Here is a 20,974-nt window from a genome sequence, read left to right on the forward strand (position 1 = left end):
GGTCCTACGAAAGGGAAGGCGGCCGATCTTACGCTGCAATCCGACGGAATCATCGCGTTTTCAGCAATCGAAAGCGTTCGTCAGCCAGTTAAGCGGAGGCGACGTGCCGGGGTCGCCATTGATCGCGACAACGTCAAAGCGACACGGCGAATCGGCCCAGCGCACCTCGCTTTGCAGAAAGGATTGAGCCGCCAGCGTGAGCTTTTCCTGCTTGCGAAAATCGACGCTTTCCAGTGCGCCACCCCAACCGGCGTGGCGACGATACCGAACTTCGACGAATACTACTGTATCGCCGTCGAGCATGACCAGATCAAGCTCGCCGCGTTTGCATGACCAGTTGCGGGTAATCAGCTGCAATCCATGCTGTTGCAGGTGACGCAAGGCGTAAGCTTCGGCCTCGCGCCCTGCTGTTTGACGGTTGGTGCCTGAGGTCAAGGCGCGGTGTCCGGCAGGCGCTGGACCTTGCCGTCTACGAATTCTGCCCACGGCAGCTGGCGCTCGATGCGTTGGCCCTGACCGATCGCCAGGCTGCCGGACAGGCCATCGATGCGGCTGTCAGGAAGGGTTTTCAGCTGAGTCAGTCGTGGCGCCAAACGATACGCGTCGATGCCCATGGCGTAGAGACGGCCAAGGCTGCCGGAGGCTTGTGGCCATTGAGCGGTCACTTGCTGGCGCAGCGGGTCGTTAGCGTTCAGCAACCACGGGGTTTCGCAGAAGCGCACGCCGTTCAGGTCGTTGTACATCGCCGGGTCGCCGCTGTTGGTGAACAGGTGAGAAGTGGCATAGACGGGAACATCACCAGCGTACTGGAAGACCATGGTCGGCTTGATCTGCTGCGCCTGTTGAGGCGTCGCGGCGAGGAACATGAAGTCTACGTCCTGGCGACGGGAAGGCTGGGCAGCCATCTGCGTGCCAGTGGCGCTTTGGACGCGCTGGGCACGGCCTTCGCTGCTGCGCAGCTGGAACAGATCGGCAACCTGTTGAGCGAGTGCGACCGGCTGATCAATGCGTTCAGCACCCAGCAGGGTGCCGCCCTTGGCTTGCCAGCTTTGACGGAAGGCCTCCAGCACGCGATCACCCCATTCGCCCTTGGGCACCATGGCCACCGCACTGCGCTTGCCATCGGCCCAGGCGCGGCGCGCCACTTCACGAGCTTCGTCTTCAGCCGCCAGACCGAACTGATACAGCTCGGCAGGGCCCTGGGTACCGGAATCGCTGTAGTTCAGCGCCAGCGTGGTGATCGGCAATTGAGGGCGAGCGCTCAGCTGTTTAACCAATGGCTTCTCCAGCGGACCGACCACCAGTTGCACGCCGGCCGCTTTGGCTTGTGCGTAGAAGGCGTCCATCGACGTCACGCGCGAACTGTCGAACACTTCGATCGCAGGTGGCTTCTCGCCGGCCTGTTGAGCTTGATAGTTCGCGGCCATGAAGCCGTCACGCAGCGCGCGGGATACCGAAGCGAGCGGACCGTCTTGCGGCAGCAGCAACGCAATTTTGGTCAGTGGCTGGCTCTTCAGGTCACGCAATTGCGCGAGGGCAGTCGGCAACTGACGTGCCGCCGGGTGCTGAGGGTTCTGCGCTTTCCAGTTGTCGATGGCCGCCTGTTGCTGCTCCAGCGTGCCGGCACCTTTGACCGCGCGGGCCAGGCTCAGCCAGCCGCCCATGTCATCGTTGGCCGAACTTTGCAGCTGCTCGGGTGGCAGCGCGGCAACCAGCGTCCAGATGGCGTCGTTGTTCGCGTTCAGTGCGTCGCCTTGCAGTAGCGGGCCCATGAACACGCGCTCACTCGCGGCGGCGAGGGTCTGACCATCTGCCTCAAAAGCCCGGGCGCGAACGGTGTGAGCACGGGTTTGCAGGTCAACCGGCATTTCGCCCAGATGCTGCATGCTCGGGTGGTTGAGGGCGGTCAGCGCGGCTTTCGGCTGGCTGCGACCCAGTGCCAGTTCGGCAGACAGAGTGTTGGCGTAGATTTGTTTGTCGGTTTTGAGCTGGTCCATCTGCACCTGCTCAAGGATGCTCGCGGCGCGGCTCGGGTTGTTCTGGCGCGCTGCCAGATCGGCCGCCGTCAGTTTCAGCAACGCTGCCTGATCCGGCGACTTCGCCGCAGCGGCTTGTTCGAGCAGTTGTTCGATGCTGGCATCGGGGGTGCGTGGCAATTCGCCAAGGCTGGAGGAGGGCGAACCGGCACAGGCAGCCAGAAGGGCAGCCAGGCAGAGGGCAGAGAACAGCCGCAGGCAAGCGATCATGTGTATGTTCCTGATACTCGAGCAAATTAGCGTGGAAGTGTACCCAAGCACTGGCCGGGGCGCGACGTTGAAGGCGTTAAAGCGGCGATATGGGTCGTCTCCGGGCGTGTCAGCCAGGCTGAAACGTCTTTCGCGGGGTCGCTGCCCTGATGCTGGCACTCGAACTGCGTTTTCAGGTCTCACGGGGTGCGGCGTCCTGTTTTGTGCGCCGCAGCCTGTACAATGCAGGCTTTTACACAACATGAGGTGTGCGCTTTGACTGCTCCGGGTGTTTCGAATTCCACTACAGGCGCGCTTTATGTGGTGGCCACGCCGATCGGCAACCTGGATGACATGAGCGCCCGTGCCTTAAAGGTGCTGCGCGATGTTTCGCTGATTGCCGCAGAAGATACCCGGCACTCGTTACGGCTGATGCAGCACTTTGGCATTCCGACGCCGTTGGCGGCCTGTCATGAGCACAACGAGCGCGAGGAGGGCAGCCGCTTTATTACGCGTCTGCTGGCGGGCGATAACGTCGCGCTGATTTCCGATGCCGGCACGCCGCTTATTTCCGACCCTGGCTACCATCTGGTGCGTCAGGCCCGGGCAGCCGGTATTCAAGTGATCCCGGTCCCGGGCGCCTGTGCCTTGATCGCGGCGTTGTCTGCGGCAGGGTTGCCGTCAGACCGCTTTATCTTCGAAGGCTTCTTGCCCGCCAAGTCAGTGGCTCGCAAAGCGCGGCTGGAACTCGTCAAAGAAGAACCGCGCACGCTGATCTTCTATGAAGCGCCCCACCGCATTCTCGAATGCCTTCAGGACATGGAAGAAGTCTTCGGTCCGGACCGTCCCGCCTTGCTCGGGAGAGAATTGACGAAAACGTTCGAAACCCTCAAAGGACTGCCGCTGTCCGAACTGCGTGCCTTCGTTGAGGGCGACAGTAATCAGCAACGGGGCGAGTGCGTTGTGCTGGTGGCAGGTTGGAGCGAACCCGAAGGCGAGGATGTGATTGGCGCCGAAGCGCGGCGGGTGCTGGATCTGCTGCTGGCGGAAATGCCGCTCAAGCGTGCAGCTGCGCTGGCAGCAGAGATCACCGGCGTACGTAAGAACCTGCTTTATCAGGTGGCGCTGGATAAACAGAAAAGCGTGTGACGGGATGTCGCGGGCAGCGCTGCAAATGGCGCGAGAGCCGATTAAAGCTTGTTCTTGAGCCGTCCTCCCATTAACCTTGGCGGCGGAGAGTCGATTGGACAGTCGCTGCCTTTCATTGTTCTGCAATGAAGGGGGGAGGAAAGTCCGGGCTCCATAGGGCGGAGTGCCAGGTAACGCCTGGGGGGCGCGAGCCTACGGAAAGTGCCACAGAAAATAACCGCCTAAGCACTTCGGTGCCGGTAAGGGTGAAAAGGTGCGGTAAGAGCGCACCGCACGGCTGGCAACAGTTCGTGGCTAGGTAAACCCCACTCGGAGCAAGACCAAATAGGGTTCCAAGGCGTGGCCCGCGCTGGAACCGGGTAGGTTGCTAAAGATGTCCAGTGATGGCCATCGTAGAGGAATGACTGTCCTCGACAGAACCCGGCTTACAGATCGACTCTCCACCTCCTTTTCTCCCCCTCGTTTGTACGATTTATCCCCTCCGGTAATACCAAAAAAATCTTAAACCTCACAAATCACTTTAACTTCGAACGCCATCCGTTTGTTCGTCCTAGGAAATATCCGTAGGACCGATCCGAAATCCGCCACATCTCCTTCGTAAGTGCTCCTAAATATCCGTCCTATAAGGGTTTTCCTCGTGAAGTCGCCTTGACGGTGTGGTGGGCGCATTCCTATAGTGTGCGCGAGTGGCGGAAAGTGGCGTGAAGTGGGTTTTTTGACCGCAAAAAGATAATATTTGGAGATCGCGCCGTGTTCCGTGGTGCAAACGCAATCAATCTCGACGCAAAGGGCCGTCTCGCTATGCCGAGCCGGTACCGTGACGAGTTGGATTCGCGTAGCGCAGGGCAGCTGATCGTCACCATTGATACCGTCGACCCGTGCTTGTGCATCTATCCGCTTCCCGAGTGGGAGCTGATCGAGGCCAAGTTGCGTGAGCTCGCCACCTTCCGTGAAGAAAACCGTCGTCTGCAGCGGCTGTTGATCGGGAACGCGGTGGATCTGGAGCTGGACGGCAGCGGGCGTTTCCTGGTGCCGCCACGTTTGCGTGAATACGCCAAGCTCGATAAGCGAGTGATGCTGGTAGGCCAGCTCAACAAGTTTCAACTGTGGGATGAGGACGCCTGGAACGCACTTGCTGATGCGGACCTTGCGGCCATTCAAAAACCGGGCGCTATGCCTGATGAACTGCGTGATTTGATTCTGTGACTACGAATAGCGGCTTTACCCACATCACCGTACTGCTCGAAGAAGCCGTCGAGGCTCTCGCGGTGCGCGCCGATGGCTGCTACCTGGATGGCACCTTTGGGCGTGGCGGACACAGCCGCCTTATATTGCAGAACCTGGGGCCGGAGGGTCGGCTTCTCGGATTCGATAAAGATCCCCAGGCGATTGCCACCGGGCAAACGCTGGCGGCCGAAGACGGCCGCTTTGTCATTGTGCAGCGCAGCTTTGCTGAACTGGGCGCCGAAGCTCAAGAACGCGGGTTGGCGGGCAAGGTCAGCGGCATCCTTCTGGATCTCGGTGTGTCGTCGCCACAACTGGACGACCCTGAGCGCGGCTTCAGCTTCATGAACGATGGCCCCCTCGACATGCGCATGGACCCGTCCCGCGGCGTCAGCGCAGCCGAGTTCGTCAATACGGCGCCCGCCGAAGAAATCGCCCGCGTTTTCAAAGAATACGGCGAAGAACGTTTCTCCCGCCGCATGGCAGGTGCCGTCGTGGCCCGTCGCGAGACGCAACCGTTCGAGCGCACTGGCGATCTGGCCGAAGTGCTGAAAGTCGCCAACCCGGCGTGGGAAAAGGGCAAGAACCCTGCGACCCGTGCGTTTCAGGGCCTGCGCATCCACGTCAACAACGAACTGGGTGATCTGGAAGCAGGGCTTGATGCTGCGCTGGAAGCCCTTGAAGTGGGCGGCCGTCTAGTGGTTATCAGCTTCCACTCGCTGGAAGACCGCATCGTCAAATTGTTCATGCGCAAGCTGGTCAAGGGCGAAGCCGACAACCTGCCGCGCAACCTGCCGATCCGTCATCAGGCGTTCGAGCCACGTATCAAGCTGGTCGGCAAGGCGCAGTTCGCGTCCGACGATGAAACCCGCGCCAATCCGCGTTCGCGCAGCGCCGTCATGCGCGTCGCGGAGAAACTCCGATGAGCCGCGGTTTCTTCAAGCCCCTGCCGGGCGGCAGCTTCTTCATGCTGATGCTGTTTATCGCTGTGCTGGTGTCGGCCATCGGTGTGGCGTACAGCGCGCACTGGAACCGTCAGCTGCTCAACTCCCTGTACGGTGAACTCAGCGTGCGCGACAAGGCGCAGGCCGAGTGGGGTCGTCTGATTCTTGAGCAAAGCACCTGGACTGCCCACAGCCGTATCGAGGCCCTGGCCACCGATCAGCTGAAAATGCGCATTCCGAACGCCGCCGATATCCGGATGGTGTCGCCATGATGAAACTCGAAGGGGCGCTTTACCCGTGGCGGTTCCGTGTCGTGGTCGGCCTGCTGTCGGTCATGGTCATCGCGATCTGCTACCGCATCGTCGACCTGCAAGTCATCGACCACCGCTTCCTTATCGAACAGGGTGATGCGCGCAGCCTGCGTACCGTTTCGATTCCTGCCCACCGTGGTTTGATCACTGACCGCAACGGTGAGCCCCTTGCTGTCAGTACGCCGGTCACCACCATTTGGGCCAACCCGTCCGAAATGCAGGCCGACAAGACCAAGTGGGTCCAGCTTGCGCAGGCACTGGGGCAGGACCCCAAGGCGCTGACGGATCGCCTCAATGAGCAGGCGAGCAAGGAATTCATCTATCTGGTCCGTGGCCTGACCCCGGAGCAGGGTCAGTCGGTACTCGATCTGAAAGTCCCGGGCGTTTACGGCAAGGAAGAATTCCGCCGTTTCTACCCGGCGGGCGATGTCACCGCGCACATGGTCGGCTTTACCGACCTCGATGATCACGGCCGTGAAGGCGTAGAGCTGGCCTATGAAGACTGGCTCGCGGGTGTCCCCGGCAAGCGGCAGGTCATCAAGGACCGGCGCGGCAGGATGATCAAAGACCTGCAAGTGAAGAAAAACGCCAAGGCCGGCAAGACCTTGGCTTTGTCTATTGATCTGCGCCTGCAATACCTGGCAACCCGCGAGCTGCGTAACGCCATTCAGGAAAACGACGCCAAGGCCGGCAGCCTGGTGATCATGGACGTGAAAACCGGCGAAGTGCTGGCGATGGTCAATCAGCCGACCTACAACCCGAACAACCGTCGCACCATGGTGCCGGCCGCGATGCGCAACCGCGCGATCATCGACGTGTTCGAGCCCGGTTCGACCATGAAGCCGATCTCCATGACCGCTGCGCTGGAAAGTGGCCGCTGGAAACCGAGCGACAAGGTCGAGGTGTATCCGGGTACGTTGCAGATCGGTAAATACACGATCCGTGACGTGACCAAAACCGAAGGCCCGATCCTCGACCTGACCGGCATCCTGATCAACTCCAGTAACGTCGGCATGAGCAAGGTGGCGTTCGACGTGGGTGGCGAAGCGATTTTTCATGCCATGCAGCGCGTGGGCCTGGGCCAATACACCGGCCTCGGCTTCCCGGGCGAGCGCGTCGGCAACTTGCCGAACTACCGCGAGTGGCGCAAGGCTGAAACCGCAACGCTTTCGTACGGTTATGGCCTTTCGGTGACGGCGCTGCAGTTGGTGCACGCCTACGCGGCACTGGCCAACAACGGCAAGATTGTGCCGCTGACCATTCTCAAAACCGATAATCCAGCCGAGTCGGTTCAGGCCATTCCGGAAGCGACGGCCAAGACCGTGCAGGGCATGTTGCAGCAAGTGATCGAAGACCCGCGCGGCGTTTACCGTGCGCGCGTTCCGTCGTATCACGTGGCAGGCAAGTCCGGTACCGCGCGTAAGACATCCGTGGGCACCAAAGGCTATGCCGAAAATTCCTACCGTTCGCTGTTCGCCGGTTTCGGCCCGATGAGCAACCCGCGTTACGCGGTCGTTGTGGTCATCGATGAGCCGAGCAAAGGCGGTTACTTCGGCGGTCTGGTTTCCGCTCCAGTCTTCAGCAAGGTGATGTCGGGCACGTTGCGCTTGATGAACGTGCGTCCGGACAACCTCGCGCCGGTTCCGCCTGAGCAACAAGCTAACGCTGTGCCCGCCGTCGCTCCAGTCAAGGGAGGGCGTGGCTGATGTCTTTGAATTTGAGCAAGCTGTTTGCCCAGTGCAACCGCGATCTGCTGATTCGCGAACTGACCCTGGACAGCCGCAAGGTGCGTCCGGGCGATCTGTTTCTGGCGATTCCGGGCCTCAAGGTCGATGGCCGTGAGCACATTACCGACGCCATTGCACACGGCGCGGCGGCCATCGCTTATGAAGCCGAAGGCGCCAAGGTGCTGCCGATCACCGACATCCCGATGATGCCGGTCAAGGGCCTGGCGGCACAGTTGTCCGACCTCGCCGGGCGCTTTTATGGCGACCCGAGCCGCAATCTGAACCTGATCGGCGTGACCGGCACCAACGGCAAAACCAGCGTGACTCAGTTGGTGGCGCAGGCGCTGGACAAGCTCGGGCAGCACTGCGGCATCATCGGCACGCTGGGCACCGGCTTCTATAGCGAGCTGAAAAGCGGCATTCACACCACGCCGGATCCGATCTCCGTGCAATCGACCCTCTATGACCTGAAAAGGGCCGGCGCCAAAGCGGTTGCCATGGAAGTCTCGTCCCATGGGCTGGATCAGGGCCGGGTGACCGCGCTGGCGTTCGACGTGGCGGTGATGACCAATCTGTCCCGTGACCATCTCGATTACCACGGCACCATGGAAGCCTACGCGGCCGCCAAGGCCAAGCTGTTCGCCTGGAATGACCTGCGTTGCCGTGTGGTCAATCTCGACGACGCCTTTGGGCGCGAGCTTGCGGCTGCGCCCCACGCGTCGCGTCTGATCACTTACAGCCAGGAAGACAGCAGCGCTTATCTGTTCTGCCGCGATGCGCATTTCGATGACGACGGCGTACGCGCGACCTTGCTGACGCCCCAGGGCAGTCATGTCTTGCGCAGCAGCTTGCTGGGCCGTTTCAACCTGAGCAATGTGCTGGCCGCAGTCGGCGCGTTGATGGGTCTCGATTATCCGCTGGACGACATCTTGAAGGTGCTGCCAACGCTGGAAGGCCCTGCCGGCCGGATGCAGCGTCTGGGCGGTGGCTCGCGTCCACTGGTGGTGGTCGATTACGCCCACACCCCTGATGCGCTGGAAAAAGTGCTTGCCGCTTTGCGCCCCCACGCAAAAGGTCAACTGACCTGCCTGTTCGGCTGCGGCGGCGATCGCGATCGTGGCAAGCGTCCGCTGATGGCCGAAGTGGTCGAGCGTCTGGCCGACAAAGTGCTGGTCACCGACGACAACCCGCGCAGCGAAGACCCTGCTCGTATTTTCGATGACATCCGTGGCGGATTCGTCGCGGCGAACGCAGTCAATTTCGTTGCCGGGCGCGGTCAGGCCATCGCTCAGATCATCGCCCAGGCGTCCGCTGCCGATGTGATCGTGCTGGCTGGCAAGGGCCACGAGGATTACCAGGAAATCAACGGACAGCGTCAGCCGTTTTCCGATCTGGAAGAAGCCACCAAAGCGCTCGACGCTTGGGAGGCCGCACATGCTTAAGCCGCTCTCGTTCAGCGAATTGCTTGTGCCGCTCGACGCGCGTCGTGTGGGCCATGACTGCAGTTTCTCCGGTGTCAGCATCGACAGCCGCGGGATCACGCCCGGCCAGTTGTTCGTGGCGCTGACCGGCCCGCGGTTTGACGGTCACGACTACCTTGATCAAGTCGCCGCCAAAGGCGCAGTCGGCGCATTGGTTGAGCGCGAGATCCCGGGCAGTTCGTTGCCGCAGTTGATCGTCACCGACACCCGCAAAGCCCTGGCGCAACTGGGCGCGCTGAACCGCAATGCGTTTATGGACAAGCCGGTCGCTGCGATCACCGGTTCCAGCGGCAAGACCACTGTGAAAGAAATGCTCGCGAGCATTCTGCGCACGCGCGGTCCTGTGCTTGCGACGCGCGGCAATCTGAACAACGAATTGGGCGTCCCGTTGACGCTGCTTGAGCTGGCGCCGGAATTCGATGCCGCTGTGATTGAACTGGGCGCGTCCCGTGTGGGCGAGATCGCTTTCACCGTCAGCCTGACCAAGCCCCACGTCTGTGTCCTGACCAACGCCGGGACTGCCCACGTGGGCGAGTTCGGCGGTCCGGAAAAGATCGTCGAAGCCAAGGGCGAGATCATCGAAGGCCTGGACGCTCGCGGTATCGCGGTATTGAACCTCGACGACAAGGCATTCGATATCTGGGTGGCCCGCGCCGGCGCACGCAAAGTCTTGAGCTTCGCGCTCAGCAACAGCCGCGCCGACTTCCACGCCACCGACCTGGGCATCGACGCGCGCGGTTGCCCGGCGTTCACGCTGAACACCCCGGCCGGCTCCGCGCCGGTGCAATTGAATCTGTTGGGCACGCATAACGTTGCCAACGCATTGGCCGCCGCTGCTGCTGCCCATGCGCTGGGCGTTTCGCTCGCGGGCATCGTGGCCGGGCTCAACGACGTGCAGCCGGTCAAGGGTCGCACTGTGGCGCAACTGGCGCCGAACGGCATGCGCGTCATTGATGACACCTACAACGCCAACCCCACGTCCGTGGCGGCCGCGACCGACATTCTCACCGGGTTCCCGGGCCGCAAGGTGCTGGTGCTGGGCGATATCGGCGAGCTGGGCGCCTGGGCGGAGCAGGGCCATCGCGACGTCGGTGCATACGCAGCCGGCAAGGTCGACGCGCTGTATGCCGTCGGTCCGTTGATGGCCCATGCGGTCAGGGCTTTCGGGCAGGATGCCCGCCATTTTGAAACTCAGGCCGAGCTGATCGAAGCGCTCGGCGCCGAGCACGATAAAAACACCACCATTTTGATTAAAGGTTCACGCAGCGCTGCGATGGAAAACGTCGTAGCGGCCTTATGCGGAACACGCCTGGAGAAACATTAATGCTGCTGCTGCTGGCCGAGTATCTGCAACAGTTCTACAAAGGCTTTGCGGTCTTTCAGTACCTGACCCTGCGCGGGATCCTTGGCGTGCTCACTGCACTGTCACTTTCCCTGTGCCTGGGCCCGTGGATGATCCGCGCCCTGCAGAGCAAGCAGATCGGTCAATCCGTGCGCAACGACGGACCCCAATCGCACCTCTCCAAGTCCGGCACGCCGACCATGGGTGGCGCGCTGATTCTGTCTGCAATCGGCATCGCCACGTTGCTGTGGGCCGATCTGAGCAACCGTTACGTCTGGGTCGTGCTGATCGTCACGCTGCTGTTTGGCGCCATCGGTTGGGTCGACGACTACCGCAAGGTGATCGAAAAGAACTCGCGCGGTCTTCCGAGCCGCTGGAAATACTTCTGGCAGTCGGTGTTCGGCCTGGGCGCGGCGATCTTCCTTTATATGACGGCGCAATCTCCGGTTGAAACCACACTGCTGATTCCGATGCTCAAAGACTTCAGCATCCCGCTGGGCATCGGCTTCGTCGTGCTGACCTACTTCGTGATCGTCGGCTCCAGCAACGCCGTGAACCTGACGGATGGCCTGGACGGTCTGGCGATCATGCCAACGGTGATGGTTGGCGGCGCGCTGGGGATCTTCTGCTACCTGTCGGGTAACGTGAAGTTCGCGGAATACCTGCTGATCCCTTATGTGCCGGGCGCGGGCGAGCTGATTGTGTTCTGTGGCGCGCTGATCGGTGCAGGCCTGGGCTTCCTCTGGTTCAACACCTATCCGGCTCAAGTGTTCATGGGCGACGTCGGTGCACTGGCATTGGGCGCGGCACTGGGCACCATCGCGGTGATCGTCCGTCAGGAAATCGTCCTGTTCATCATGGGCGGCGTCTTCGTAATGGAGACCCTGTCAGTCGTCATTCAGGTCGCATCCTTTAAATTGACCGGCCGCCGCGTTTTCCGCATGGCGCCCATCCATCACCACTTTGAACTCAAGGGCTGGCCCGAGCCGCGCGTGATTGTCCGTTTCTGGATCATCACCGTGATTCTGGTGTTGGTCGGCCTTGCCACGTTGAAACTGAGGTAGAACGAGTGTCACTGATCGCTTCTGACCACTTCCGCATCGTTGTCGGCCTCGGCAAGAGCGGCATGTCCCTGGTTCGCTTCCTGGCGAACCGGGGTGTGTCGTTTGCTGTCGCCGATACGCGGGAGCATCCGCCAGAACTCGCGACCTTGCGCCGTGACTACCCGCAGGTCGAAGTGCGCTGTGGTGAGCTGGACGTTGAATTCCTGTGCCGCGCCGACGAGCTGTATGTCAGCCCTGGCCTGGCGTTGGCGACCCCGGCGCTGCAGCAAGCGGCCATGCGCGGCGTGAAGTTGTCCGGCGATATCGAGCTCTTTGCCCGCAACGCCAAGGCGCCCATCGTGGCCATCAGCGGATCGAACGCGAAAAGCACGGTCACCACATTGGTGGGCGAGATGGCTGCGGCAGCGGGCAAGCGAGTCGCGGTCGGCGGCAATCTCGGCACGCCGGCGCTGGATCTGCTCAGCGACGACGTCGAGCTGTATGTCATGGAGCTGTCGAGCTTTCAGCTGGAAACCACCGATCAACTCGGCGCCGAAGTGGCTACCGTGCTGAACATCAGCGAAGACCACATGGATCGCTACGCCGGGCTGCCGGCTTATCACTTGGCCAAGCACCGGATTTTCCGTGGCGCGCGGCAGGTGGTGGTCAATCGTCAGGACGCGCTGACCCGCCCGTTGATCGGCGAAGGCGTGCCGTGCTGGACCTTCGGTTTGAACAAGCCGGACAGAAACGGCTTCGGCTTGCGCGAAGAGAACGGCGAGAAGTATCTGGCCTTCCAGTTCGACAACCTGATGCCGGTCCGCGAGCTGAAAATCCGTGGCGGCCACAATCAGGCCAACGCCCTGGCCGCACTGGCGCTGGGTCACGCGGTGGGTCTGCCGTTTGACGCCATGCTTGCCAGCCTCAAGACATTTGCCGGTCTGGTTCATCGCTGCCAGTGGCTGCGTGAGCTCAACGGCGTGAATTACTACGACGACTCCAAAGCGACCAACGTCGGTGCCGCGCTGGCAGCGATTGAAGGCCTTGGCGCCGACATCGACGGCAAGCTGGTGCTGATTGCCGGCGGCGACGGCAAGGGCGCGGATTTCACTCCGTTGAAAGCCCCGGTTGCCGCCCATTGCCGCGCCGTTGTCCTGCTGGGCCGCGATGCGGATTTGCTCGCCGCGACCTTCGGCGATTCGGTGCCTCTGGTACGCGTCACTACATTGGAAGAAGCCGTGCAACGTGCTGCTGATATCGCGCAGGAGGGGGACGCCGTGTTGCTGTCGCCTGCTTGCGCAAGCCTGGACATGTTCAAGAATTTCGAAGAGCGCGGACAACTGTTCGCCCGGGCCGTGGGGGACTTGTCATGATTTTTGGCGTGATCAAGCCGTACCCGTCGCCGATCATCAGCGGCCGTGGCGTTGACGTCGATTTCCCGATGCTCGCCGGTTGCCTGGCGTTGCTGGGCCTGGGCCTGGTGATGATCACTTCCGCGTCGTCGGAAGTGGCCGCCGTTCAGTCGGGCAACGCGCTGTACATGATGACCCGTCACTTGATCTATCTGGTGCTCGGCCTCGTCGCTTGCGTCGCGACCATGATGGTGCCCGTCGCCACTTGGCAGCGTCTCGGCTGGCTGATGCTGATCGGTGCATTCGGCCTGTTGATCGCGGTGATCGTGCCCGGCATCGGGCGTGAGGTGAACGGTTCGATGCGCTGGATCGGCTTCGGCATGTTCAACGTGCAGCCGTCGGAAATCGCCAAGGTATTCGTGGTGATTTTCCTCGCCGGTTACTTGATTCGACGCCAGCAGGAAGTGCGCGAGAGCTGGATGGGCTTCTTCAAGCCGTTCATCGTCTTGCTGCCGATGGCTGGCCTGCTGCTGATGGAGCCGGACTTCGGCGCCACGGTCGTGATGATGGGCGCGGCGGCGGCGATGCTGTTCCTCGGCGGCGTTGGCCTGTTCCGTTTCAGTTTGATGGTGGCCCTGGCGGTTGCCGCAGTGTTCGTTCTGGTTCAGGCCCAGCCGTACCGGATGGCGCGTCTGATTACCTTCACCGACCCGTGGTCCGATCAATTCGGTTCCGGCTACCAACTGACCCAGGCGCTGATCGCCTTCGGTCGCGGCGAATGGTTCGGCGTCGGCCTTGGCAACAGCGTGCAGAAGCAGTTCTACCTGCCGGAAGCCCACACCGACTTCGTGTTCTCGGTACTGGCCGAAGAGCTGGGCGTCGTGGGTTCACTGGCTACGGTCGGGCTGTTCGTGTTCGTCAGTATCCGCGCCATGTACATCGGCATGTGGGCCGAGCGCGCCAAGCAGTTCTTCGCCGCGTACACCGCCTACGGCCTGGCCTTTCTGTGGATTGGTCAGTTCCTGATCAACATCGGCGTGAACGTCGGTTTGCTGCCGACCAAGGGTCTGACCCTGCCATTCCTCAGCTACGGCGGCAGTTCGTTGATCATCTGCTGCGCGAGTCTGGGGCTGTTGCTGCGCATCGAATGGGAATCGCGCAACAACATGGGCAGCGAAGAAGCCGAGTTCCAGGAGAGCGACTTTGCCGAGGAGCCGACCCATGGCCGCCGGTAACGTGTTGATCATGGCAGGCGGCACCGGCGGACACGTGTTCCCGGCGCTGGCGTGCGCCCGTGAGTTCCAGGCCCGCGGTTACACCGTGCATTGGCTGGGAACGCCGCGCGGCATCGAGAACGAGCTGGTGCCCGCAGCAGGCTTGAAGCTGCACCTGATCAACGTCACGGGTTTGCGTGGCAAGGGTCGGCTGTCGCTGCTGAAGGCGCCGTTCATGTTGATCAAAGCGTTGTTGCAGGCGCGCAAGGTGGTGGGTGAGTTGAAGCCGGTCTGCGTCGTCGGCTTCGGTGGCTACGTGACAGGCCCAGGCGGTCTGGCGGCGAAGCTGGCTGGCGTGCCGCTGATCATTCATGAGCAGAACGCGGTGGCGGGCACGGCCAATCGCAGCCTGGCGTCCTTCGCCGCGCGGGTCTGTGAAGCGTTCCCGCAGACATTCGCCGCATCGGCCAAGCGCCGTACCACCGGTAACCCGGTGCGCGCCGAGCTGTTTTTCGAGACGCCGCGCCAGACGCTGATCGGTCGCCGGCCTCGTTTGCTGGTGCTGGGCGGAAGCCTGGGCGCCGAGCCGCTGAACAAATTGCTGCCGGAAGCTCTGGCGCAAGTGCCTGCCGACATCCGCCCTGAAGTGTTTCATCAGGCCGGCAAGCATCACGATGAAGTGACCGCCGAGCGTTACCGCGCCGCCGGTGTCGAGGCGCAGGTCGCCCCGTTCATCAAAGACATGGCCCAAGCCTATGGCTGGGCGGATCTGGTGGTCTGCCGCGCAGGTGCGTTGACCGTCAGTGAACTGGCTGCTGCCGGACTGCCGTCATTGCTGGTGCCTTTGCCCCACGCGATCGACGATCACCAGTCGCGCAATGCCGAATATCTGGCTCGCGAGGGCGCTGCCTTCGTCATGCCGCAAGCGACAACTGGCGCCGCCGAGATGGCCGCTCGCCTGAAAGAGGTTTTGATGCAACCCGAACAATTGAACCGCATGGCCGTCACGGCTCGCCAACTGGCCAAGCCTGACGCCACCAACACCGTCGTCGATATCTGCCTGGAGGTGGCCCATGGTTGAGAATCAACGCGCCATGCCCCAGCCGGAAATGCGCCGCATCCGTCGTATCCACTTCGTGGGCATCGGCGGCGTGGGGATGTGCGGTATCGCTGAAGTGTTGCTGAACCTGGGTTACGACGTGTCGGGTTCGGACCTCAAGACCTCGGCAGTGACCGAGCGTCTGGAATCCTTCGGTGCGCAGATTTTCATCGGCCACCGGGCAGAAAACGCTGCTCCCGCTGATGTGCTGGTCGTCTCCAGCGCTGTGAACACGTCCAACCCGGAAGTGGCGACCGCCCTTGAGCGTCGTATTCCAGTCGTGCCACGGGCTGAAATGCTGGCCGAGTTGATGCGCTATCGCCACGGCATCGCTGTCGCCGGTACACACGGCAAAACCACGACCACCAGCCTGATCGCTTCGGTATTCGCAGCCGGGGGCCTTGATCCGACGTTCGTCATTGGCGGTCGCCTGAATGCCGCCGGCACCAACGCACAGTTGGGTACGAGCCGTTACCTGATCGCCGAAGCCGACGAGAGCGACGCGAGTTTCCTGCACCTTCAGCCCATGGTGGCTGTGGTCACGAATATCGACGCCGATCACATGGCGACCTACGAAGGTGACTTCAACAAGTTAAAGAAAACCTTCGTTGAGTTCCTGCACAACCTGCCGTTCTACGGGCTGGCAGTGGTGTGCATCGATGATCCGGTGGTGCGCGACATTCTGCCGTCGGTCAAGCGTCCGACCATGACTTATGGTTTCAACGAAGCGGCCGACGTACGCGCGATTAACGTACGTCAGGAAGGCATGCAAACGTACTTCACCGTGCTGCGTCGCGACCGTGAGCCCCTTGATGTGTCGGTGAACATGCCGGGCAATCACAACGTGCTCAATTCGCTGGCGACCATTGCTATCGCCACCGACGAAGGCATTACCGATGAGGCCATCGTGCAGGGGCTTTCGGGCTTCCAGGGCGTGGGTCGACGTTTCCAGGTCTACGGTGAGCTGCCGGTCGAAGGCGGCAGTGTGATGCTGGTCGACGATTACGGCCACCACCCGACCGAAGTGGCTGCCGTCATCAAAGCTGTGCGCGGCGGCTGGCCCGATCGCCGTCTGGTCATGGTTTACCAACCGCACCGGTACAGCCGGACCCGCGATCTGTACGACGATTTCGTGCAGGTCCTCAACGACGCCAACGTGCTGCTGCTGATGGAAGTCTATCCCGCCGGCGAAGAACCGATCCCGGGCGCCGACAGCCGTCAGATGGCCCACAGTATTCGCCAGCGCGGTCAGCTTGATCCGATCTACATCGAGCGTGGTGTCGAACTGGCTCCGCTGGTCAAACCGCTGCTGCGCGCCGGCGACATTCTGCTGTGCCAGGGCGCTGGCGACATCGCCGGGCTCGCACCGCAATTGCTGAAAAGCCCGCTGTTCACCGGCGCCATCGTGGCCTCAACCGAAGGTAAGCTGAAATGACAGCCGCCCTGCAGTCCGCCCTGTTCTCGACGCTGGAGCCGAAACGCTTCGGCCGCGTCGCCGTGCTGTTCGGCGGCAAGAGCGCGGAGCGGGAGGTCTCCCTGAAATCCGGCAGTGCGGTGCTTGAAGCCCTGCAAAGCGCAGGCGTCGACGCGTTCTGTATCGACGTGGGCGAGGATTTCCTGCAACGGCTGGTCAGCGAAAAGATCGATCGCGCGTTCATCGTGTTGCACGGTCGCGGTGGCGAAGACGGCACCATGCAGGGTCTGCTGGAGTGCCTGGAAATCCCCTACACCGGCAGCGGCGTACTCGCGTCGGCGCTGGCGATGGACAAGCTGCGCACCAAGCAGGTCTGGCAGAGTCTCGGGTTGCCGACGCCCCGCCATGCCGTGCTGAGCAGCGAGGCAGATTGTATTTCTGCAGCGACGGAACTGGGCTTTCCTTTGATCGTCAAACCCGCCCATGAAGGTTCCAGTATCGGTATGGCCAAGGTGACCGGCGTCGACGAATTGATCGCCGCCTGGAACGCCGCCCGTACCTACGATTCGCAAGTGTTGGTCGAGCAATGGATTGAAGGTCCGGAGTTCACCATCGCTTCTCTGCGTGGGCAGGTATTGCCTCCCATCGGTCTGGGTACTCCCCACAGTTTTTACGATTACGACGCCAAATACCTGGCTTCCGATACCCAGTACCGGATGCCTTGCGGCCTCGATGCAGCCAAAGAAGATGAACTCAAGGCACTCACGGCGCGGGCGTGTGAAGCGGTCGGCATTGCCGGCTGGGCGCGCACCGACGTCATGCAGGACGCCGATGGCAAATTCTGGCTGCTGGAAGTGAACACCGTTCCCGGCATGACCGACCACAGCCTTGTGCCCATGGCTGCGCGCGCGGCCGGGCTCGATTTCCAACAGTTGGTGTTAGCGATTCTGGCCGACAGCGTCCAGGTGCGAGGGTAAATCATGCACGGCGCAACGGTTCGTCATCAGCAATCCGCTACCGGCCGCAACAAGCCGGTTCCGCGGGGTGCCAGCCGCATGGTGGCCAAGGAGCCCATGTCGTCGCGCATGTCGCGACCGAACTTCGGTTTCCTGCGCAGCCTGATGTGGCCGGTGCTGTTGGTTGTGTTCGGTTTTGGTACGTACGAAGCCGCCCAGCGTCTGCTGCCTTACGCCGACCGGCCGATCTCGCGAATCAACGTGCAGGGCGACTTGAGCTACATCAGTCAGCAAGCCGTGCAGCAGCGGATCGCGCCGTTCGTGGCGACCAGCTTCTTCAACATCGATTTGGCCGGCATGCGCACCGAGCTTGAGCAAATGCCGTGGATCGCCCACGCCGAGGTCCGCCGCGTCTGGCCGGATCAGGTGGTGATCCGTCTGGAAGAACAATTACCGGTTGCGCGCTGGGGCGATCAATCCCTGCTGAACAACCAGGGCCAGGCATTCACCCCGCGTGAACTGGCCAATTACGAACACCTTCCGCAGTTGTTCGGGCCACAGCGGGCTCAACAGCAGGTGATGCAGCAGTACCAGGTACTGAGCCAGATGTTGCGCCCGCTGGGGTTCTCCATCGCTCGCCTGGAACTGCGTGAGCGAGGCAGCTGGTTTCTGACCACCGGCGCAGGCAATGCAGGCCCAGGCCTGGAGCTGCTGCTGGGACGAGGCAATCTGCTTGAGAAGATGCGCCGCTTTATCGCCATCTACGACAAGACACTGAAAGACCAGATCACGAACATTGCGCGAGTCGACCTTCGTTACAACAACGGCCTGGCCGTTGGTTGGCGCGAACAGGCAGCAGCGCCAACGACGGACAAACCCGCCGTCGCGAAGAATTGATAAGAGGCAGGACCCATGGCAAACGTGCAAAGCGGCAAAATGATCGTCGGATTGGATATCGGCACCTCCAAAGTGGTGGCGCTGGTAGGCGAAGTCGCGGCTGATGGCACGCTGGAAATCGTCGGTATCGGCACTCACCCGTCCCGCGGCCTGAAGAAGGGCGTGGTGGTGAATATCGAGTCCACCGTGCAATCGATCCAGCGCGCAGTAGAAGAAGCGCAGCTGATGGCCGGTTGCCGGATTCACTCGGCGTTCGTCGGCGTTGCGGGCAATCACATCCGCAGCCTGAACTCCCATGGCATCGTGGCAATTCGCGACCGCGAAGTCAGCTCGGCCGACCTTGAGCGCGTGCTCGACGCTGCCCAGGCTGTGGCGATCCCGGCTGACCAGCGCGTGCTGCACACGCTGCCGCAGGACTACGTCATCGATAACCAAGAAGGCGTTCGCGAGCCACTGGGCATGTCGGGCGTGCGTCTTGAAGCCAAGGTTCACGTCGTGACCTGCGCGGTGAATGCTGCGCAGAACATTGAAAAATGCGTGCGCCGCTGTGGCCTTGAAGTCGACGACATCATCCTCGAGCAACTGGCCTCGGCCTACTCGGTGCTGACCGACGACGAGAAAGAGCTGGGCGTGTGCCTGGTGGACATCGGCGGCGGCACCACCGACATCGCGATCTTCACCGAGGGCGCGATCCGTCACACTGCTGTGATCCCCATTGCTGGCGACCAGGTCACCAACGACATCGCCATGGCGCTGCGTACACCGACCCAGTACGCCGAAGAGATCAAGATCCGTTACGCCTGCGCCCTGGCCAAACTGGCCGGTGCCGGCGAGACCATCAAAGTGCCAAGCGTCGGCGACCGTCCACCCCGTGAGCTGTCCCGTCAGGCCCTCGCCGAAGTGGTCGAGCCGCGCTATGACGAGCTGTTCACCCTGATTCAGGCCGAACTGCGTCGCAGCGGCTACGAAGACTTGATCCCGGCCGGCATCGTGCTGACCGGTGGCACCTCGAAAATGGAAGGCGCGGTCGAACTGGCCGAAGAGATCTTCCACATGCCGGTCCGCCTTGGCGTGCCGCACAGTGTCAAAGGGCTCGCGGACGTTGTTCGCAACCCGATCTACTCAACCGGCGTCGGCCTGTTGCTGTACGGACTGCAAAAGCAGTCTGACGGCATCTCGCTGTCCGGCCTTTCCGGCTCCGGTAGCAGTTATAGCGATGAACCGAAGGCCCCAGTGTTAGAGCGTCTGAAACGCTGGGTTCAGGGGAATTTCTAAGATTCAAAAAGTGGTAGGCAGGCAACAGGCGACATAAAACTAGAGAACTGAAGGAGAGGGAACATGTTCGAGCTCGTAGACAACATCCCACAAAGCCCGGTAATTAAAGTTATCGGCGTTGGTGGTGGCGGCGGCAACGCAGTCAATCACATGGTCAAAAGCAACATCGAAGGCGTCGAGTTCATCTGCGCCAACACCGATGCTCAGGCCCTGAAAAACATTGGCGCACGTACCATTCTGCAACTGGGTACCGGCGTGACCAAAGGCCTGGGCGCAGGTGCGAATCCTGAAGTCGGCCGTCAGGCTGCACTGGAAGACCGCGAGCGCATCGCTGAAGTGCTGCAAGGCACCAACATGGTCTTCATCACCACTGGCATGGGCGGCGGTACCGGTACCGGTGCTGCGCCGATCATTGCTGAAGTGGCCAAGGAAATGGGCATTCTTACTGTCGCGGTCGTCACTCGTCCGTTCCCGTTCGAAGGCCGCAAGCGCATGCAGATCGCCGATGAAGGCATCCGCGCGCTGTCCGAAAGCGTCGACTCGTTGATCACTATTCCCAACGAGAAGCTGCTGACCATCCTCGGTAAAGACGCCAGCCTGCTGTCGGCTTTCGCCAAGGCTGACGATGTACTGGCCGGTGCCGTTCGCGGTATCTCCGACATCATCAAGCGTCCGGGCATGATCAACGTCGACTTCGCCGACGTCCGCACCGTGATGTCCGAAATGGGCATGGCGATGATGGGCACTGGCTGCGCCAGCGGTCCGAACCGTGCGCGTGAAGCCACCGAAGCGGCGATCCGCAACCCGTTGCTGGAAGACGTGAACCTGCAAGGCGCTCGCGGCATTCTGGTCAACATCACCGCCGGTCCTGACCTGTCTCTGGGTGAGTACTCCGACGTGGGTAGCATCATTGAAGCGTTCGCCTCCGAGCACGCCATGGTCAAGGTCGGTACCGTTATCGATCCGGACATGCGCGACGAGCTGCACGTGACTGTGGTTGCCACTGGCCTGGGTGCAAAAATCGAGAAGCCTGTGAAGGTCATCGACAACACCATCCAGACCGCTCAAGCCGCACCTGCGCAGCAACACGCCGCACGCCAGGAGCTGTCTTCGGTCAACTACCGCGATCTGGACCGTCCAACCGTGATGCGCAATCAGGCACACGCGGGCGCAACAGCCGCCGCGAAGATGAACCCGCAAGACGATCTGGATTATCTGGATATTCCAGCGTTCCTGCGTCGTCAGGCTGATTAATGGGTTCTATCAGGGGTATAAGGGTGATTGGTGTTCAGCAAAGGCGGGGTCTGCTATCATTGCCAGC

18 protein-coding genes and 1 other RNA gene are annotated in these 20,974 nt (G+C 61.6%); 17 read left to right on the forward strand and 2 right to left on the reverse strand.

Translation table 11 applies throughout. The features are described from left to right. Positions 1–60 precede the first annotated feature (60 nt). Together BBI10_RS23280 and BBI10_RS23285 are read right to left on the reverse strand one after the other, a co-directional pair. A complete protein-coding gene (locus tag BBI10_RS23280; RefSeq protein WP_065992137.1) occupies positions 61–435 on the reverse strand; it encodes a YraN family protein in 375 nt (124 codons plus the stop codon). Next, a complete protein-coding gene (locus BBI10_RS23285; RefSeq protein ID WP_065992139.1) occupies positions 432–2,246 on the reverse strand; it encodes a penicillin-binding protein activator in 1,815 nt (604 codons plus the stop codon). The genes BBI10_RS23280 and BBI10_RS23285 overlap by 4 nt, the downstream gene beginning before the upstream one ends. A gap of 222 nt (positions 2,247–2,468) precedes the next feature. Between BBI10_RS23285 and rsmI the strand changes: the two genes are divergently transcribed. The 17 genes from rsmI to ftsZ all read left to right on the forward strand — a co-directional run bounded on the left by rsmI (position 2,469) and on the right by ftsZ (position 20,907). After that, positions 2,469–3,374 carry a 16S rRNA (cytidine(1402)-2'-O)-methyltransferase gene (rsmI, locus tag BBI10_RS23290; RefSeq protein WP_083233241.1) on the forward strand — a complete coding sequence of 302 codons (906 nt, stop codon included), beginning with the start codon at positions 2,469–2,471 and terminating at the stop codon, positions 3,372–3,374. Between the two features lie 86 nt (positions 3,375–3,460). Further along, an RNA gene (gene rnpB / locus BBI10_RS23295) (RNase P RNA component class A) lies at positions 3,461–3,818 on the forward strand. 306 nt (positions 3,819–4,124) lie between these two features. Further along, positions 4,125–4,580 (forward strand): division/cell wall cluster transcriptional repressor MraZ, encoded by a 456-nt coding sequence (mraZ, locus tag BBI10_RS23300; RefSeq protein ID WP_037017349.1) that lies wholly within the window; start codon positions 4,125–4,127, stop codon positions 4,578–4,580. Next, on the forward strand, positions 4,577–5,524 hold the full coding sequence (gene rsmH / locus BBI10_RS23305; RefSeq protein WP_065992142.1) for a 16S rRNA (cytosine(1402)-N(4))-methyltransferase RsmH: 948 nt from the start codon (positions 4,577–4,579) through the stop codon (positions 5,522–5,524). Before mraZ ends, rsmH begins: the two co-directional genes overlap by 4 nt. Beyond that, positions 5,521–5,814 carry a cell division protein FtsL gene (gene ftsL, locus BBI10_RS23310; protein WP_037014701.1) on the forward strand — a complete coding sequence of 98 codons (294 nt, stop codon included), beginning with the start codon at positions 5,521–5,523 and terminating at the stop codon, positions 5,812–5,814. Before rsmH ends, ftsL begins: the two co-directional genes overlap by 4 nt. Further along, a complete protein-coding gene (locus BBI10_RS23315; protein ID WP_197985980.1) occupies positions 5,814–7,559 on the forward strand; it encodes a peptidoglycan D,D-transpeptidase FtsI family protein in 1,746 nt (581 codons plus the stop codon). The genes ftsL and BBI10_RS23315 overlap by 1 nt, the downstream gene beginning before the upstream one ends. Next, a complete protein-coding gene (locus tag BBI10_RS23320) occupies positions 7,559–9,022 on the forward strand; it encodes a UDP-N-acetylmuramoyl-L-alanyl-D-glutamate--2,6-diaminopimelate ligase (protein WP_065992144.1) in 1,464 nt (487 codons plus the stop codon). The genes BBI10_RS23315 and BBI10_RS23320 overlap by 1 nt, the downstream gene beginning before the upstream one ends. After that, the gene (locus BBI10_RS23325) at positions 9,015–10,385 is read left to right on the forward strand and encodes a UDP-N-acetylmuramoyl-tripeptide--D-alanyl-D-alanine ligase (RefSeq protein WP_065992146.1); all 1,371 of its coding nucleotides are present in this window, start codon (positions 9,015–9,017) and stop codon (positions 10,383–10,385) included. Before BBI10_RS23320 ends, BBI10_RS23325 begins: the two co-directional genes overlap by 8 nt. After that, positions 10,385–11,467, forward strand: coding sequence for a phospho-N-acetylmuramoyl-pentapeptide-transferase (mraY, locus tag BBI10_RS23330; protein WP_037014691.1), 1,083 nt, complete (start codon positions 10,385–10,387; stop codon positions 11,465–11,467). The genes BBI10_RS23325 and mraY overlap by 1 nt, the downstream gene beginning before the upstream one ends. A 5-nt stretch (positions 11,468–11,472) precedes the next feature. After that, positions 11,473–12,819: a UDP-N-acetylmuramoyl-L-alanine--D-glutamate ligase gene (gene murD / locus BBI10_RS23335; RefSeq protein WP_065992147.1), complete on the forward strand. Its 1,347-nt coding sequence runs from the start codon at positions 11,473–11,475 to the stop codon at positions 12,817–12,819. Next, positions 12,816–14,033 (forward strand): putative lipid II flippase FtsW, encoded by a 1,218-nt coding sequence (ftsW, locus tag BBI10_RS23340; protein ID WP_065992148.1) that lies wholly within the window; start codon positions 12,816–12,818, stop codon positions 14,031–14,033. Before murD ends, ftsW begins: the two co-directional genes overlap by 4 nt. After that, the gene (gene murG, locus BBI10_RS23345) at positions 14,020–15,093 is read left to right on the forward strand and encodes an undecaprenyldiphospho-muramoylpentapeptide beta-N-acetylglucosaminyltransferase (RefSeq protein ID WP_065992149.1); all 1,074 of its coding nucleotides are present in this window, start codon (positions 14,020–14,022) and stop codon (positions 15,091–15,093) included. The genes ftsW and murG overlap by 14 nt, the downstream gene beginning before the upstream one ends. After that, positions 15,086–16,546 carry a UDP-N-acetylmuramate--L-alanine ligase gene (murC, locus tag BBI10_RS23350; protein ID WP_065992150.1) on the forward strand — a complete coding sequence of 487 codons (1,461 nt, stop codon included), beginning with the start codon at positions 15,086–15,088 and terminating at the stop codon, positions 16,544–16,546. The genes murG and murC overlap by 8 nt, the downstream gene beginning before the upstream one ends. Continuing rightward, the gene (locus tag BBI10_RS23355; protein ID WP_065992152.1) at positions 16,543–17,502 is read left to right on the forward strand and encodes a D-alanine--D-alanine ligase; all 960 of its coding nucleotides are present in this window, start codon (positions 16,543–16,545) and stop codon (positions 17,500–17,502) included. Before murC ends, BBI10_RS23355 begins: the two co-directional genes overlap by 4 nt. A 3-nt stretch (positions 17,503–17,505) precedes the next feature. Beyond that, on the forward strand, positions 17,506–18,378 hold the full coding sequence (locus BBI10_RS23360) for a cell division protein FtsQ/DivIB (protein WP_065992154.1): 873 nt from the start codon (positions 17,506–17,508) through the stop codon (positions 18,376–18,378). 15 nt (positions 18,379–18,393) lie between these two features. Then, a complete protein-coding gene (ftsA, locus tag BBI10_RS23365) occupies positions 18,394–19,653 on the forward strand; it encodes a cell division protein FtsA (RefSeq protein WP_037014678.1) in 1,260 nt (419 codons plus the stop codon). A gap of 63 nt (positions 19,654–19,716) precedes the next feature. Continuing rightward, positions 19,717–20,907 (forward strand): cell division protein FtsZ, encoded by a 1,191-nt coding sequence (ftsZ, locus tag BBI10_RS23370; RefSeq protein WP_065992156.1) that lies wholly within the window; start codon positions 19,717–19,719, stop codon positions 20,905–20,907. The last annotated feature ends 67 nt before the right edge of the window (positions 20,908–20,974 follow it).

The organism is Pseudomonas graminis, from assembly GCF_001705435.1.
Taxonomy (GTDB): Bacteria; Pseudomonadota; Gammaproteobacteria; order Pseudomonadales; family Pseudomonadaceae; genus Aquipseudomonas; species Aquipseudomonas graminis_B.

What these genes read in the sequence shown, in the direction of transcription:
- rsmI (WP_083233241.1), top strand. Translation starts at nt 2,469, where the DNA reads ATGCAGGCTTTTACACAACATGAGGTGTGCGCTTTGACTGCTCCGGGT.
- BBI10_RS23315 (WP_197985980.1), top strand. Translation starts at nt 5,814, where the DNA reads ATGAAACTCGAAGGGGCGCTTTACCCGTGGCGGTTCCGTGTCGTGGTC.
- ftsW (WP_065992148.1), top strand. Translation starts at nt 12,816, where the DNA reads ATGATTTTTGGCGTGATCAAGCCGTACCCGTCGCCGATCATCAGCGGC.
- mraY (WP_037014691.1), top strand. Translation starts at nt 10,385, where the DNA reads ATGCTGCTGCTGCTGGCCGAGTATCTGCAACAGTTCTACAAAGGCTTT.
- BBI10_RS23355 (WP_065992152.1), top strand. Translation starts at nt 16,543, where the DNA reads ATGACAGCCGCCCTGCAGTCCGCCCTGTTCTCGACGCTGGAGCCGAAA.
- ftsA (WP_037014678.1), top strand. Translation starts at nt 18,394, where the DNA reads ATGGCAAACGTGCAAAGCGGCAAAATGATCGTCGGATTGGATATCGGC.
- BBI10_RS23320 (WP_065992144.1), top strand. Translation starts at nt 7,559, where the DNA reads ATGTCTTTGAATTTGAGCAAGCTGTTTGCCCAGTGCAACCGCGATCTG.
- murC (WP_065992150.1), top strand. Translation starts at nt 15,086, where the DNA reads ATGGTTGAGAATCAACGCGCCATGCCCCAGCCGGAAATGCGCCGCATC.
- murG (WP_065992149.1), top strand. Translation starts at nt 14,020, where the DNA reads ATGGCCGCCGGTAACGTGTTGATCATGGCAGGCGGCACCGGCGGACAC.
- BBI10_RS23325 (WP_065992146.1), top strand. Translation starts at nt 9,015, where the DNA reads ATGCTTAAGCCGCTCTCGTTCAGCGAATTGCTTGTGCCGCTCGACGCG.
- BBI10_RS23360 (WP_065992154.1), top strand. Translation starts at nt 17,506, where the DNA reads ATGCACGGCGCAACGGTTCGTCATCAGCAATCCGCTACCGGCCGCAAC.
- ftsL (WP_037014701.1), top strand. Translation starts at nt 5,521, where the DNA reads ATGAGCCGCGGTTTCTTCAAGCCCCTGCCGGGCGGCAGCTTCTTCATG.
- ftsZ (WP_065992156.1), top strand. Translation starts at nt 19,717, where the DNA reads ATGTTCGAGCTCGTAGACAACATCCCACAAAGCCCGGTAATTAAAGTT.
- BBI10_RS23285 (WP_065992139.1), bottom strand. Translation starts at nt 2,246, where the DNA reads ATGATCGCTTGCCTGCGGCTGTTCTCTGCCCTCTGCCTGGCTGCCCTT.